Below are 16080 nucleotides of genomic sequence, written 5' to 3'. Positions count from 1 at the left end.
GGGTGTTGGGTCGTTTCTAAGCGCTATGACGCCCGAGGTGTTGTTCAACGTAAAAGCCAAACCTCGCTCCCCGCCGATAAAACTTCTAGCGCCGAGTATCCCGGTCAATGGCGTGTGATAACGCAACCTTAGCGACAACGTGCTTGGTGGTGTGCGCAGTATGTCTTTCACCTCTTTGAAAGGACCGCTTATACGCAGACCCTGACCTTCCTCGATCGGTATCCACTGACAGAGGGCGCCCGACAACCAATAGGGCGTCATATCGCGCCGAGGCCTCGGCGCCTTGTAGCTATTGGTCGGACTGTTCTTGATCAGATGCCGATAGACCTGAGTATCCGACCTCAAGCCAACTCGCTTTGAGCCTGCTTGGCCAGTTCAGCCTCGCGTTTGGCGATGGCTGCTTCCAACTCTGGAGAGCGTTTGGCCCATTGTTCCGGCGGGAGTGGTTTTGACCATTCGATGATGTCGGGATAGGGCAAGTCGGGAGGCGGGTTCAACTTCCAACGCTCTAGCACATCGATCAGCAAAGTGTTGAATATGAATATTCCGCAGAATCCTTCCCAGAGAACGGTTACGAACCAGCCTCTCAACTTCGCGGCTTTGATCAGATCGTCCAGATAAGTCGCCCAGATTCCTTTTGACCTGTCGAAACGCGCGGTTTGATCCTCAACAGCCTCTGGCCCGATCTCCATATAACTGCGCATGCATTCCCACAACGCCATTGCCGTAGTGCCACCGCCACAGTTGAAGCCTAGTGAAAAGTGTTTGTTGTCTTCCTTGGCGTGCGGGTCGGGGTTTTCGAAACCGATGACCAGTAAACCCATTGTGGCTTTGCCGGCTTGACTGACTGATGACTGTTGAGTGCCGGCGGCTGTCACGGTTTCCCAAGGGACAATCCAGTACTCGCCGTTGTCACGAGGGACGCAGACCTCGCGGCGTTGGCGGTTGAAGCGAATGGGTAAGGGGACTTCGCGGAAGAGGCCCTGAATCACAAATATTGAAGGAATGCCTATGATCAATAACGCCGCAATCCAGATCAGCCCGGGGTCTGGAGTGATGAAGCCCATAAATACAAATACCATCAGCGACGGCCACATCACCATGACCGTCGAACCGATGCTGTAGTTACCAATATCAAGAAAAACCTCGTTCTTGCGCCAGATGATGTTGAGCACATCAGAAGGTTTTCTGCCGGTGGGGATAGGTAATGGCGCGAGATAGTCATTGCGCGAAAATATCCGTTTTTTCGTGGTGCCCGCCGATGGCGTACTCATCGCTTGTCCTTGGGTTGCAGGTAAATGGCGCCGGGATGATCTTCACCGAGCGGGTAACTCGGAACACGATCAAGTTCGGGAGTTGGATCATCTCTCAGCGCTATGACGCCCGAGTTGTTGTTCAAAGTAAAAGCTAGACCACGCTCTCCACCGATAAAGCTCCGAGCGCCGAGTATCCCGGTCAATGGCGTGCGATAACGCAACCTTAGCGACAACGTGCTTGGTGGTGTGCGCAGTATGTCTTTCACCTCTTTGAAAGGGCCGCTTATGCGCAGACCCTGCCCCTCCTCTATCGGTATCCACTGGCAACTGCTGTCGGACAACCAGAAAGGCGTCATATCTCGCCACGGACGGGGAGGCCTGAAGTAGTCGGTCGGACTGTTTTTGATCAGGTACCGGTTTTCGAGGGTATCCACCGGATCACCGACCATGCTCAGTTCCAGGTAAACACTGTCTGGCTCGGCGCCTGGCAAGTCGATGGTCAGATAATCAATCGCGCTGACGAACGCCAGACCGGAACGACCATTATCAGGCGCCTGACTAGAACTGCTTTGCATGGTGACCCGAGGCGTATAGAGGATGAGATACAAACGGTCGAGTTCGTCGTGTTGGGCTTTCGGCGCGATGGGGTCCAGATCGATAGCCCGCGTTTTAGACCAGCAGCAATTGTTCAGGAAATTTTGCAGCGGTGTTTTCTCGAAAATCCAGGCAGTCAAGTACAGCACGCCAAGGCCCAGAATGATCCAGTTCAACGGTCCCATGTAGAGCGTGTAGCGCAAGATGGCGACTTCCGCAGTTATTGAACCTGCCAAAGCGCGGGCGGTGTAGCCAAGCCCCAATATCGCTTGAGCACCGAAGGCTGCTACCTGCCCTCCGACCGCGATCTGACGCATCTCCAGCCATGGATCGACTTGGTTTTGGGCGCTTTCCAATCGTGATTGCAAGGATTGGAATTCGTTTATTGCAGCACCAGTAGAAAGCGCACCAATCACCCCACCAAACAACGTAAGCGCCGGTGCCGCAGATGAACGAATAAAAAACCGATCCTTCCCCAACCCCATCCGAACCTGACTATCCACCACCGCCACCAACGCCGCCGCCCCATACAAACTCGCCGACACCGTGTCATTCACCCGCCGGGCATCCATCCCCTCCAGCACCCCGGCCTCACTCAAATAGTTCTGCACATTCACCACGTTGACCAACAACGCCGCCAACGGCACCACTCCCCCGCTGTTGACCACCACCGGCGAATTGACAATCCGCTCCACCCGCCCAACACCAATGGCTTTCCCCGTCTTGTTCACCCATTCACTCAACGCCTCGGCCCGTTGCCCCAGCAATTTCCACACCGGCCGCCCGGCTTCGATCGCGAACTGCAAGCGGCTCTCCCCCCCCAACCTCGCGGCAAGAAAAATGCTCATCCACGACGCACTGAAACCCTTGTCCCCCTTGAGCAACAACAACGCTGCACCCAGCCGATTGACCAACACATTCCATTGGCTGTCGGCCTCGCGGGCCATGGTCGCGATGTCATCCAGCACCACCACGCTCAGCGGCGCCAAGGCCTGATGGGTGGCGCTGATGTTGTCGGCGGACAGGGCGGCCATCAACTCGCCAAGGCGCGAGGCGTTGTTGACTGCCGCCTCAATCGACGGCGTCCAGGCGCTGAACAGTTGTCGGAGTGCGCCACCGTCGGCGGCGCGCACGTAGTCGGCGTATTGCTCGGCGCCTTGGGCGCGGAGGCATTGCGCGGTCAGGCAACCGCTGGCGAGTTCGGTCAGCCATTGGCGAGTGTCGAGGTCGTCGTAATCGACAAACCAGGTGCCGCTGGCCGAGCGCTTCAGGTACACGCCACGATCAGCGAACAACGCAGTGTGGCGTTGTTCGAGTTGTTGGAAGTGGCCGGCGGCGGTGTCGGTGAACCATGTGTCCATGGCATCGAGGTCGATGTACTTGCCGACCTTGGCGCTGAATGCGTGATTGTTGAGGTTGGCGTGTTTTTCCGCGCGGTATTGCCGCACCACTTCCTCCGCTTCGTAGTACAGATCGGCCGGAATAAACGCCCGCACCGGACCGACAATGGCTGCGATACGTGCATCACGGACGGCAGCTTCGGCCTCGGTCGGCCGACCGCCGAATTGACGATCCCGGGTTTCAACCCTGAGTTCCTCGTTCAGCCGATCCTGGGTATCGAGCATGATCTGGCCCTGTTCGGGCGTAAGGCTGATGTCGCGATCCTTGTAGCGGTAGCTAAGACTGCCGGCCAGTTCGGCGCCATCCTCGGTGATCAAACTGCGCACAAAGCCGCCGATGCTCAGGCGCAGATTGTTTTCGCCCAACCATTTTTCGTGACCGGCTTCCAGCCATTCCTGTTCGTGGTTGATGTCGCGCAACACGCCCAGATCGTCATCAAGGCAGGCGAGGACGGCGAACATTCCCTTGCTTTGTGTCTTGGTATTGTCCAGCCAGTCCCGCGTGCCCTGCCCGTCCCACGGCTCGGCGCTCCACTCGCCCGGTGGCTCGTCACTGGCGTCGGGATGCTGAGCGAGGACCTTGTCGCGCTCACGGATGCGATGCCTGGCGTCTGTGTAGGCGTTGATGTTGGCAGGAGTCGGCTGCTCTAACAGCGTCGCACCGAGGGCTTCGGTGTCTTCGGCATTTTTTTGCTGGTCAACTTTCATCGACCGGGCATAGGTGTCCGGGAGAAGTTCGGCGATGACCTCGTCGGCCTTCTCCAGCGGTGGACAGTGCGGGGCCTGCAGTTCGTCGGCCACCGTGTGCAAGGCAATGTGGCGCATGTGCTGACTGCGCTTGGCGCCGCTCTCGCTGAGGATTCGGCAGTGCTCGGCGTTCAACGGGAATTCGCTGTAAAGCATCCAGGCGTCGTGGATTTTTTGCAGCGCCAGCCCTGTGAGGGTTGCGTCGGGCACCGGAGCGGCCGCCGCGTCCAGCGCCTGCTCTTGCAGCAGTCCCTGCGGCGAAACGGCAAACCGTTTCAGCGGCCCCTGATGCTGCCAGAGGTAAACAAACCCCGCCCGCAAACGCCGCGCCGCCATCGGGCGACTCTGGGGCGTAATACCGGGAACGCAACAAACGTGCTCAGCCTTTTCGTGCGCCAGCGCATAGCGCACCGGCACCACAAACAGTTCGGGCTGGCTGGCGGGGCACGGATGCACCGTGCTGTTGATGTCCACATGCGGCTGGGCTTTGGCCTCGCGTTCGGCCTGAGCGGCCTCGTCGACCATGGCCAGTTTTTCGGCGCTCATCAGGCGAAGTCCTTGTCGGTCAGCAATTGGTGCGTCAATGCGCTGTTGAGGTTGTCCAGACGCTGGTGCGGCAACACTCGGGGCTCGTCCAGCAAACGCCGGTAGGCGCCGTGCTCGGCACCATCGGGAAAGTCAGTGCCCAGCACTGTGAAGAAACGCGCCCAGCGCAGGACTTCATCGACGGCACTGAAGCCCCGCCGTGCAGCACTGGCCTGACACTCCATGGCCCATTGCTGCAAAGCAGTCGAATCCATTGTGTTGAGGTATTGGGGGAAATAGCGTTCACCGTGTTCGATCAACTGTCTGGCAAAAGACTGGCGCTTGGCCGCGTTCAGGTGATCGAGTTGTTCCGCCGTCAGCACCAGCCAGGGCTTGTGCGCATACGGGATCGCGGGGTACTCGGTTTGCTGATTGATCTGTGAATCCGGCAGACGAATCAGCCGTACTGGCCCCATCAGTCGATCAAGCTCAGGCGAGGGCAAATCCTTCAGCCACAACGCGGTAATACGCGGGTCGTAGAAACGAAAGAAAACCGTCGCAACCCCGTCAACCCGCGCGTGGATCAGGCCGCGCAAATGCGCCAGCACTTGATCTTCGTCGGCCTCAGACTCCAGCCAGATACCCGCCGTTGTGCTCCACTCCTGCCAAAAAACCGTTGCCAACGGGCTATCGGGGATCACACCGATCAGCACGGGGCCGGCCTTGTCCAAAGCGCTGTAGGCGGTACGTTGATAAAGCGAGTGAACAGGCCTGCCGCCCGTCAGCTCGAACAGGCGATCGGGAAGGTTTTCGATCTGGACTCGATCCAGCAACAGAAAAGCCCGGCTCATGCGCTCACCTGTGACAGTTTTTCGCACACGGCACAGACTGAGGAAGCTTGTTCTGCCGCCTGAGTCAGCGCAGCCACTTGCGCGGTGACCGCCAGCGCGATCAGTGCCTGCGGATCTTCGGGCATTGCCGCCAACGCCGTCTGCGCCGCGACACCTGCCACTGGCGCGCCACCCTCAACGATGGCGACACTGCTGAAGATCCCGCCGGAATTGATCACGATGTGATGGCCGCCCGCCGTCAGCGTCAGGCTCGTACCGGCATCGATCACCACTTGGCTGGCGGTAACGCGGGCATGCGGGCCGGCCTGGATTACCAGCGTGCCTTCAGCCGTGGTGCTGCTGTTGCCGCTGATGTTGAGCACGTCATCACTGCCGATGACAGTGTTGCGCGTCCCGTCGGTGGTGTGGCGTTCGTCAGCCTTGATCAGGCTGGTGCTGTGGTTGTCGACTTGCTCGAAACGGTCACGACAGATCTGGCTGCGGCTGTCGTTGAGGATCAGTTGTTCGACATCGCGTTCGGCGCGCAGGTAGATTTTTTCCTGACCGGCGCGGTCTTCGATCATCAGTTCGTTGTAGCCGCCGGTATGCGGTGAACTGTGGCTGCGCAGCACGGTTCGGGTCTTTTGCTCGGGCAAGGCGTAGGGTGGCGACGTAACCTTGTTGGGCACACAGCCGGTGATCAGCGGTTTGTCCGGGGCGCCTTCGAGATAGGTCACCACGACTTCCATACCGATGCGCGGAATGGTCACCGAACCAAAATTTTCCCCGGCCCAGCTCGATGAAACCCGGATCCAGCAACTGCTGCGCTCGCTGTTGAGTTCGGCGCGGTCCCAGAAAAACTGGCACTTCACGCGGCCATATTCGTCACAGTAGATCTCTTCGTTAGCGGGGCCGGTCACACGTGCAGTCTGGGAAACCAGAGGACGACGCGGTGCTGGCAACGGTGGTCGAAACACCACCTCGGCGGGGATCACACTGAAGGTATTGCGATAGCCCTGGGTGAAGCCGTCAGCGGCTTTGGTGTCGCTGTTGACTGACTCTTCGAGCACTTGTGGCTGTCGGCCGTCGTGCGACACGCTGAGCAACAACCACAGGTCATTGCAGCTGTTGCGCGGGTGTTCGGTCAGTTCGAATAAGTGGCCGCAGCGCAGGTTCGCCTGATCGCTTTGACCTTCACCCAACTCATAGTCGGCGCGATGCCGTTCGAGCGCCTGTCGGGCGAATTGCTTGCCGGACTTTTCGTTCTCGATCAACAGCGGATAACGGTAGTCCTCCAGCGCCGGGGTGAACTCGGCGGTGAAGTGGCTTTCGAGCAGCAGGCTCGGGCGTTTGTGGTCGTAGTCGCGGCGGGTAACGGTGCTGGTACGGGTGCTGGTTCGCACGCTGAAACGGTTGACCACCGCGTGCTCGGCGACCATGCCGGAATCTTGCTGATACGGTGTGGCGCCAAGTTTGGGCAGGAACACCTGATCATCGGTGAACACCAGCAGATGCCCATCCGCCGAGTGCTGGTGATGCCAGGCAATGCCGTCCTCGGCGCATAACCTCTGGATAAATTCCAGGTCAGATTCCGCGTACTGCGTGCAGTATTCGCGAGCGGCGCTGGTGCTGACGTGGAAGGTAAACGCATCGGCCTGAATGCCATGACCGTTGAGCACTTGGGCGATGATCTGCGGCACGGTCATGCGTTGAAAAATCCGCTGATCGTGGCTGAACTGCAAATAGTGCAGTGCCGGCACCAGCGTCAGGTGATAGCAGGTCAGGCGTTTGCCGGCCTCACCAATCAGCACGTCTTCAATGCGCCCGTGAATACCTTCGCCATTGAGACCAAATTGCAGAAACGCCGGTTGGCTGAGCAAGCTCTCCAGATCGAAATCCGGGTGCTCGCTGACCAGTTCAATGTGGATGCCGTAGAGGGTGCTGATCGCTTCGGTGCCACTGAAGGCCAGCACCTCGAATTCGTGACGGATCGCAGGAATTTGCAACGTGAAATGCGCCGCATTGGCCGGCCGGAACATACGCTTATCCTTAAGCAAAGAGGAAAAGAGCGCGATGTCGAAACCGTCCTTGGTCTGTGCTCGCGAAAACTGGCAAGCACGCTAACAAGGCGAAAAAAAGATAGCTGTAGGGGGATTCTTCAAAATCGGAAGGACATTTCCTTTACAACAACCTACCGTTCAACAGACGTAAAAAAGCCGCGATCAACGCGGCTCTTCCACATCCACCCCGCCCTACTTCGGCTCAGGCTTCTGAAACGCATACAAATGCTGACGCACAATCCCGCCCGGCAATTCCTTGCCAAACACGCCATAACGCACTGGCCATTCCTTCGGCGGCAGCTTGAAAGTGCCGAACAGCATGTCCACCAGCGGTGTATGGATCGCGTAGTTCTTGTAGATGTAGTCCTTGTGCCGGGCGTGGTGCCAATGGTGGTAACGCGGCAGGACGATCAGGTAATTCAGCCAGCCGCCGTTGATCCGCACGTTGGCGTGGGCCAGTACGGCTTGAACGCCAACCAGAATCACGTAGGCATTCAACGCCTGCGGCGCGAAGCCCAGCAGCATCAGCGGCACCAGCACGCCGGTGCGGGTCAGAAGGATTTCGATGAAGTGCACACGCGAGCCAGCAAGCCAGTCCATGTGCGTGCTGGAGTGATGCACGGCGTGGAGGCGCCACAGAAACGGCACCACATGGTAGAGCCGATGCAGCCAGTACTGGCCAAGATCCGCCACCAGTATCGCGAGCAGGAACTGCACCACCAGCGGCAGACTTTGCACGCTGGCCTGCAAGCCCGGCGACACCGCCCAACCGGCGATGTAGCTCGACGAGGCGGTGATGAAAATCAGGATGAACTGCACCAGCATGTGACTGACGAAAAAGTAGGTCAGGTCGGTACGCCAGTGCGGGCGCAGGATGTTCTGCTCGGGGTCTTTGGAGTAAAGCTTTTCCAGCGGAATAAACACGAGCGCCGAGATCAGCAGCGCCAGCACAAACCAGTCCAGACCGAGCGAGTAAGGGGTCTGCCCGATCTCGCTGACCTGCACATTGGTGCCGCCGAGAAACACCGCCAGGCCTGACGCGACCAGTCCGGTGATGCCCAGGCGTTTACGCTTGTTGAGCAGGATGTTCAGGGTGCCGAGGCTGAACGACAGCACCAGCCCGAGCAACAGCGTGGTACGGGCGAATTGCTCGTCGTAGACCTTGCGCAGTTCGGCCGTGGTCAGCCATTCGGGAAACAGGAAGCAGAATACCGCCAGCAGGCTCAGCAGCCCGAGCGTGGCCGAGATGTAGCCACTGACCCGACCCTCGCCGAATTTGAAGGGAGCGTTGCCGTGCCGCTGAAAATAGGCTTTGAGTCTTTCCATAACTGATCTTCCGTGATTGCGAAAACTGCGACTGGTCAATGCGACGCAGGCAGGCACAAAAAAGCCACGGTCACCGTGGCTTTTTATGGATTACTGCTTCGGCGCGGGGGCCGCACTGCCCGGTTCGGCCGGTTTCGGCGCGGCGTCGTCGAACAGGTTGAGCCGTTCGCGCAACTCGTGTGCCGGTACCGGCTGCTGATCCGCCGGTAGCGCGTTGGGGTCGACCGGCGTTGCCGGAGCGGCGCCGTTCTGACTCTCATCGGCCGGTTTCGCCGGATCGGCACCTTGCGAACCTTCGATCGCGGCTTGGGCCTTTTTGGTCAGCACCACGATGTCGATGCGTCGGTTGACCGGGTTGAACGGGTTTTCCTTGTCGAACAATGCCGACGAGGCGTAACCGACCACCCGCGCCACTTGCGCATCCGGATAGCTACCCGCAACCAGCGCACGGCGGGCGGCGTTGGCGCGGTTGGCCGACAGCTCCCAGTTACCGAAATCGCCAGTGCCGGTGTACGGCTTGGCGTCGGTGTGGCCGCTGATGCTGATCTTGTTCGGCACCGCTTTGATGGTGTCGGCCATGGCCAGCAGGATGTCTTCGAAGTACGGTTTCAGGCGTGCCGAACCCGAGTCGAACATCGGCCGGTTCTCGGCGTCCATGATCTGGATGCGCAAGCCGTTCGGCGTGATCTCGAAAAGGATCTGGTCCTTGAATTTCTGCAGCTGCGGATTCTCGTCGACCTTGTTCTGCAGTTCTTGCAGGAGCAGTTCCAGACGTTCTTTCTCAACCTGCTCGGCCATGCCTTCAACCTGTTCGGTGTCGACCGTGACCTTGTCCGGTTGCGGCTGGGATTTAACCTCGGGGTTGAGGGTGTTTTCCGGCGCCAGTGTCGGCGTTCCGCCCAAATCGATGATGTACGGCGTGCCGCTTTCGGAGAAGCCGACCGGGTCTTTGAAATAGCCGGCGATGGCGATCTTCTGCTCAGGCGTCGCGGTGGACAGCAGCCACAACACCAGGAAGAACGCCATCATCGCCGTGGCGAAGTCGGCGAAGGCGATTTTCCACGCCCCGCCGTGATGCCCGCCGGCTATGCGCTTGACGCGCTTGATGATAATCGGCTGATTATTTTCCATGACTTAGCGACCGCGAACCGCTTGTTCCAGCTCGGCGAAGCTTGGACGGTGCGCCGGGTACAGAACCTTGCGACCGAACTCGACCGCCAGCGACGGCGGCATGCCGGAAGCCGAAGCCACCAGCGAAGCCTTGATGGCCTCGTAGACGTTCAGTTCTTCCTTGGCATCGTGAGCCAACGAGTGCGCCAACGGACCGAAGAAACCGTAGGCCGCGAGAATACCGAAGAAGGTACCCACGAGTGCCGCACCCACGTGCAGACCAATGGACTTCTGATCGCCTTCACCCAGCGAGGCCATGGTCACCACGATACCCAGTACCGCCGCGACGATACCGAAACCCGGCATGGCGTCGGCAATGCCGTTCACCGCGTGGGATGGGTGCTCGAGGTCTTCCTTCAGGCTATACAGCTCCATGTCGAACAGGCCTTCCAGCTCGTGCGGAGCCATGTTGCCGGAGGACATGATGCGCAGGTAATCGCAGATGAACGCGGTCATGCGTTCGTCTTTCAGTACCGCCGGGTACTTGGCGAAGATCGGGCTCGCAGCGGCATCTTCGATGTCGCCTTCGATGGCCATCATGCCTTCGCGGCGGCTCTTGTTGAGGATCTCGTAGATCAGGCCGAGCACTTCCAGATAGAAAGTGTGGCTGAAGCGCGAACTGAACATGCTCAGGGATTTCTTGAGCACGTGCATCGTCATGTAACCGGGGTTGGCCTGGAGGAATGCACCCAGTGCCGCACCACCGATGATCATCACCTCGAAGGGCTGGATCAGGGCGGCAATCTTGCCGTGGGAGAGCACGTATCCGCCGAGCACGCTCGCGAATACGACGATGATGCCGATAATTTTAGCCATAGGTAGAAAGTACTTATTTAAGTCGGGTTCAAGGTCATATTCGGAAGTTAAAAAATCTCTTCTTCTACTTATCGGCAAAACTGCGCCAGACTATAGCCAGTTCAGGCGAAAAGCCAATTTAGCCCATGCCGGGCGCGTCTACAGTCAGTGAAGATCTCGTCCAGACATGGCTAATGAAACGAACGTCCCACACGCAAAACCGACCACCGTCGACGGCTGGGTCAAGCTGCTCGACAGCGTCCGCCTGCCCGTGCCGCAAGAGGCTCACGACAAAGTCTGCCGGGCGATCCGTGATAATCGCAGCTCGATACGCGACATCGCCGACCTGATGCAGGACAGCCCGGCGCTGGCCTTGAGCATCATCCGTGAGGCGAATCGTCACACCCACGGCAACATGGGCACGCCGGCGGAAAATCTTGAAGTCGCGATCAACCGTCTCGGCCTCGCCCGCACTGAGGAATTGCTCGCGCGCCTACCGGCCGAACCGCAGATGCAGATCCCCAAGGCCCTGCGCCAACTGCAAATGATCAGCCAGCACGCTTCGCAGCAAGCGAACGGTTTTTTCGCCAGTCGCCTCGCGCGGCTGTGGCAGGACATTCATTGGGGCAGTTTGCTGTTTCTCTCGCCGTTGTGGCCGCTGGCGCTGACTTACCCACAACTGCTTGAGGAGTGGGAGCTGCGGGTTATCCACAAGGGCGAATCGGCGCGGACTGTCGAGAAGCAATTGTTCGGTGTGCGTCTGCTGAAAATCGCTGAAGCGCTGGTGCAAGTCTGGCATTTGCCGATCTGGGTGCAGCAGGGCTACAAATTGCTGCTCAGCGAACAGCGCGAACTGGTCAAAGTGCTGCGCATCGCCCGCGACAGCGAACATCCGCTGCGCCAGCAAAACCGCCTCGACGATGACCCGACCTTGCGTCGCTGGCTCAATCAGCCGGCCAACACCGTGCTGCTGGCCAATGGTCTGGCGCTGTCGGCACAGCAGGCCTGGGACAGTCCGCACAGCGAGCGCTGGCAGTACCTGACCAGCCTTTATCTGCAGATTTCGATGGACGAGGTGCAGCAACAGCTGCACCAGCAAGCCGCCAACAGTGCGCGTCAGCATGCAATGCCCGATTTGTGGCACCCGGCGGTTTCGCTGTTGTGGCCGTGGGGCACTCATCGTTTGCCTGCCGGCATGTTGCCCGCGCCAGCGCCGAATGCCGAAGATCTGACCCAGTGGCGTAAACAGTGCGCCGAACTGCTCGCCGAGCCGAGCCGCTTTACCAATGCCATGAGCCTGACCGTCGCCGCCCGCGATGCCTTGGTTGCCAGCGGCATGCGCCGGGTGATGATTCTGATGGCCGATCGCACGCAATCGAATCTGCGCGTGCATCAGACGTTCGGTCTGCCGAAGGAAGCCGGGGCGCTGAATTTTGTCGTCAGCCAAAGCAAAGTCCTGCAACGACTGCTGACCCAACAGGCGCAGGTGCGGATCAATCCCGAGAACAACGCACAATTCTCCGCGTTATTGCCGGCAGGCCTGCGCACGCTGTTCCGTGGCGAGCACCTGTTCCTGCGCTCATTGCTCAATAATGGCCGGGTGATCATGATCGTCGTTGCCGATCAGGGCGGCGGGCCGTTCGCCGACATCAGCGTGCAAGCCTTCGGCAAAACCGCGCAGTGCATCGAAAAGGCCTTGCACAGCTTTAGCAGCCGTGGCCGATGAGGCTGCGCTACAATCCTCCCCTTTGTGCTCTGGAGACCTCACATGTCTGACTTCTCTGGCTTGCCGCTCGTTATCGAACCGAGCGACCTGCTCCCTCGGCTCGAGTCCAGCGAACTGATTCTGGTGGACCTGACCAGCCCCGCCCGCTATGCCGAAGGTCACCTGCCCGGTGCACGGTTTGTCGACCCGAAACGCACCCAGCTCGGCCAGCCGCCGGCGCCGGGGCTGCTGCCGGCGAAAGCCGATCTGGAAGCGTTGTTCGGTGAACTGGGCCATCGCAAAGACGCGGTCTACGTGGTCTATGACGACGAAGGCGGCGGCTGGGCCGGGCGCTTCATCTGGCTGCTCGACGTGATCGGTCACGACAAGTACCACTATGTCGATGGCGGTCTGCCGGCGTGGCTGGCGGAAGGTTCGCCGATGTCGATCCAGGTCCCGCCGGCTGTCGGCGGCCCGGTGCCGTTGACGCTGCACGAAGAGCCGACCGCCACCCGCGAATACCTGCAAAGCCGTCTCGGCGCCGCCGATCTGGCGATCTGGGATGCACGCGGGCCGCTGGAATACTCCGGTGAGAAAGTGCTCGCAGCCAAGGGCGGGCACATTCCCGGCGCGGTCAACTTCGAATGGACGGCGGGCATGGACAAGGCACGTCACCTGCGCATTCGCACGGACATGCCGCAGATCCTCGAAGACCTCGGGATCACCAAGGACAAAGAAATCATTACCCACTGCCAGACCCATCACCGGTCGGGCTTCACTTATCTGGTGGCCAAGTCCCTCGGTTATCCGCGGGTCAAGGGCTACGCCGGTTCCTGGGGCGAATGGGGCAACCACCCTGACACGCCTGTCGAGATTTAAGGTTTTTAAGGACAACTAATGAAAGAGCGTCTGTTTATCCTCAGTCAGTACCTGCTGCCTCATCACCTGCTGTCGCGCCTGGCCGGTTGCATCGCCGAGTGCCGCGTGCGCTGGTTCAAGAATGCCTTCACCCAATGGTTCGCCAAACGCTACCAAGTCGACATGTCGCAAGCGCTGGTTGAAGACCTGACCGCTTACGAGCACTTCAACGCCTTCTTCACCCGTGCCCTGAAAGACGGCGCGCGCCCACTGGACCAGACGCCGGGCGCGATTCTCAGCCCGGCCGACGGTGCGGTCAGCCAACTCGGCCCGATCGAACACGGTCGCGTGTTCCAGGCCAAGGGCCACAGCTTCAGCGTGCTGGAACTGCTCGGCGGTGACGCGGCCAATGCGGCGCCGTTCATGGGTGGCGACTTCGCGACTATTTACCTGTCGCCGAAGGACTACCACCGCGTGCACATGCCGCTGGCCGGCACCCTGCGCGAAATGGTCTACATCCCGGGCCGGATCTTCTCGGTCAACCAGACCACCGCCGAAAACGTGCCGGAACTGTTCGCCCGCAATGAGCGCGTAGCGTGCATCTTCGACACCGAGCGCGGGCCGATGGCTGTTGTGCTGGTGGGCGCGATGATCGTTGCTTCGATCGAAACCGTGTGGGCCGGTCTGGTCACGCCGCCCAAGCGTGAACTGAAAACCTTCCGCTACGACGAAGCCGCCCGTGCGCCGATCCATCTGGAAAAAGGTGCTGAACTGGGCCGCTTCAAGCTGGGCTCGACCGCGATCGTGCTGTTCGGCCCGGATCAAGTGAAGTGGGCCGAGGAGTTGGCTGCTGGTTCGCCAGTACAAATGGGCCAAGGCCTGGCACTGCCAAAAGCCTGATGCCTTGCTGTGGGAGCCGCTTCGGCTCCCACAGGTTGCAGCATTTGCTGCTATGGTTTTTGGCATGAGCCAGACCAATTCCCCACCGCTGCTAAGCGCACCCACTCCGACGCAATCGCGCCTGTCGTTTTGCGACGCCACACCGCGCGACCTCAAGCGCTGGATCGCCGGCCTGCCAAAAGCCAACATCGGCGAAACCGCCCGCCAGTTGTATCAAGGACTGGGCGAGCTCAATCAGTTGCTGACCCCCAGTGACAATCGCCTGCAACTGCTGGAGCTGCTGCGCCCCGAGGTGTATTTCGTCTGCCAGCACCTGGAGCGGCACTTCCTGCATCAGGCAATCATGCTTGATGAGCGCTCGCGCAAGATCAGCAACCTGTGTCAGACGCTGCAAAGTCAGCTGGCCATCGGCTACAAACAGATCCTTTTGCGCATCGCGCCCAAGTACAGCAAGGATCGCGCGGCGCTGATCAGCCTGGCCCTGCAACGGGCGGCGCATGCACTCAAGGGTCAACTGGTGCGCGCCACGCAGTTGTACAGTTCGCCGCCGGAACACCTGTGGTTCGAGCTGCATCAGCTGTATCGCCTCGCCTGTGAATTGCAGTTGCATCAGCGCCGCGTGCATGACGACCTCGCCAGCCTGACCACGGAGCTGAGCCTCGAACAGACTTACATCGCCACCCTGTTATTGGGCAGCGCCCGTTGCAACCAACTGCGCCAAAACCAGATCGCCCGGCTCGCGGAAGTGTTGGAGCCGTGGAGCGCCTTGCTCAAGCTGCGCCCCGGCAGTCCGGACGATGGCTTGTTTGCGATCAGCGCCGACATCGACGTCGGCCCGCGCTACCGCTCGATGTTTCGTAGTGAGCAAAAGCCCGGGCTGCTCGGTTTCGATCCGCAGCCGTTGGTGAATGCCATCGAAGCGCATCTGCTGCGTCAGGACACCTCGACGCCACTACCGATCCCGACAGGCCTCAGCTTCGATACCCTGCAACACTTGCACACAACCTGGGGCCAGACCGCCGAGCGCAGCTTTCAACGCACCATGGGTCAGGGCACTTTGACCGTGTGCGTGGGCATGAGCGCCCTGCACTTCTACCTCGGCGGCGAACGCACGTTCAGCGAATTGCTCAAGCATCCCGGGGCCCGTGCGGCGAACTTCAGCAGCGTGGTGGCCAAGGGAGAAAAAGACAGCTGGAGTCAGGCCTTCGATGCCGCTCCGCAAAGCCAGGCTGATGAGTTCCTGCCTTATGAGGAAATTCAGTACGACCATCTGGTCGAGGACGAAAACAGCACCGACAACACGCCGCACTATCCGACCTATGCGTTGCCAGTGATCAATCACAGCCCCGGAGGTTATTGCCTTGGCTGGCCGAAAGACGTGCCCGCCGAGTTGCAGGCCGGGGAAATGCTCGGGATTCAGGACAGTGCGAGTCTGGGCTGGAGCATCGCGGTGATTCGCTGGATCCGGCAAGTGCGCGGTGGCGGAACGCAGATGGGCATCGAACTGGTGGCGCCCCATGCACAGCCATGCGGCTTGCAACTGGTGCGTTCGCGAGACGACCACAGTCACTATTTACGCGGATTACTGCTGCCGGAAATCAGCGCAATCGATTTACCGGCAACCTTGCTGGCACCACGACTGCCGTTTCAGGAAGGCAATAAAGTGCTGATCAACACCCACGGCGAGGAGCACCGCGCCGGGCTGGATCGACGGGTGGCGAGTACGCACAGTTTCAATCAGTTTGCTTATCGCTCGCTGGAGGCCGCGCAGAATGGCGGGAGCGAGGAGGATTTTGATTCGTTGTGGAAGTCGCTTTAGGGGCAATCCAGAAACCTGTGGCGAGGGAGCTTGCTCCCGCTGAGTTGCGAAGCGACTCCCTCGGTATCCAGCAAAAGAAGGGGCCTGCTGCGCAG

11 protein-coding genes are annotated in these 16080 nt (G+C 59.9%); 4 read left to right on the top strand and 7 right to left on the bottom strand.

Translation table 11 applies throughout. From position 1 onward, the window contains the following. Nucleotides 1-341 precede the first annotated feature (341 nt). The 7 genes from KI231_RS02725 to motA all read right to left on the bottom strand — a co-directional run bounded on the left by KI231_RS02725 (nucleotide 342) and on the right by motA (nucleotide 10724). A complete protein-coding gene (locus KI231_RS02725) occupies nucleotides 342-1274 on the bottom strand; it encodes a hypothetical protein (protein ID WP_213027366.1) in 933 nt (310 codons plus the stop codon). After that, nucleotides 1271-4543 (bottom strand): toxin VasX, encoded by a 3273-nt coding sequence (locus KI231_RS02715; protein WP_249412092.1) that lies wholly within the window; start codon nucleotides 4541-4543, stop codon nucleotides 1271-1273. Before KI231_RS02715 ends, KI231_RS02725 begins: the two co-directional genes overlap by 4 nt. Continuing rightward, on the bottom strand, nucleotides 4543-5373 hold the full coding sequence (locus tag KI231_RS02710) for a DUF4123 domain-containing protein (RefSeq protein ID WP_213027365.1): 831 nt from the start codon (nucleotides 5371-5373) through the stop codon (nucleotides 4543-4545). The genes KI231_RS02715 and KI231_RS02710 overlap by 1 nt, the downstream gene beginning before the upstream one ends. Next, a complete protein-coding gene (tssI, locus tag KI231_RS02705; RefSeq protein WP_213027364.1) occupies nucleotides 5370-7391 on the bottom strand; it encodes a type VI secretion system tip protein TssI/VgrG in 2022 nt (673 codons plus the stop codon). Before tssI ends, KI231_RS02710 begins: the two co-directional genes overlap by 4 nt. Before the next feature lie 213 nt (nucleotides 7392-7604). Beyond that, nucleotides 7605-8738, bottom strand: coding sequence for a sterol desaturase family protein (locus KI231_RS02700; protein ID WP_213027363.1), 1134 nt, complete (start codon nucleotides 8736-8738; stop codon nucleotides 7605-7607). 90 nt (nucleotides 8739-8828) lie between these two features. Further along, entirely contained in the window at nucleotides 8829-9869 is a 1041-nt protein-coding gene (gene motB / locus KI231_RS02695) for a flagellar motor protein MotB (protein ID WP_103304652.1), read from the bottom strand. Between the two features lie 3 nt (nucleotides 9870-9872). Then, entirely contained in the window at nucleotides 9873-10724 is an 852-nt protein-coding gene (gene motA, locus KI231_RS02690) for a flagellar motor stator protein MotA (RefSeq protein ID WP_007952169.1), read from the bottom strand. A gap of 166 nt (nucleotides 10725-10890) precedes the next feature. Here motA and KI231_RS02685 point away from each other — a divergent pair, with 166 nt between their 5' ends. The 4 genes from KI231_RS02685 to KI231_RS02670 all read left to right on the top strand — a co-directional run bounded on the left by KI231_RS02685 (nucleotide 10891) and on the right by KI231_RS02670 (nucleotide 15985). Further along, nucleotides 10891-12429 (top strand): HDOD domain-containing protein, encoded by a 1539-nt coding sequence (locus KI231_RS02685; RefSeq protein WP_213027362.1) that lies wholly within the window; start codon nucleotides 10891-10893, stop codon nucleotides 12427-12429. A gap of 42 nt (nucleotides 12430-12471) precedes the next feature. Next, complete coding sequence (rhdA, locus tag KI231_RS02680) at nucleotides 12472-13287, top strand: thiosulfate sulfurtransferase (protein WP_213027361.1); 816 nt, start codon at nucleotides 12472-12474, stop codon at nucleotides 13285-13287. An 18-nt stretch (nucleotides 13288-13305) separates the two neighbouring features. Beyond that, nucleotides 13306-14166, top strand: a complete 861-nt coding sequence (gene asd, locus KI231_RS02675) for an archaetidylserine decarboxylase (protein WP_105705899.1) — start codon at nucleotides 13306-13308, stop codon at nucleotides 14164-14166. 64 nt (nucleotides 14167-14230) lie between these two features. Beyond that, on the top strand, nucleotides 14231-15985 hold the full coding sequence (locus tag KI231_RS02670) for a cyclic-di-GMP receptor FimW-related protein (protein ID WP_213027360.1): 1755 nt from the start codon (nucleotides 14231-14233) through the stop codon (nucleotides 15983-15985). Nucleotides 15986-16080 lie beyond the last annotated feature (95 nt).

It is taken from the genome of Pseudomonas sp. Seg1, from assembly GCF_018326005.1.
Classification (GTDB): Bacteria; Pseudomonadota; Gammaproteobacteria; order Pseudomonadales; family Pseudomonadaceae; genus Aquipseudomonas.
Note: the sequence above shows the minus strand (reverse complement) of the source record. Positions and strands in the feature narration are given on the sequence as shown.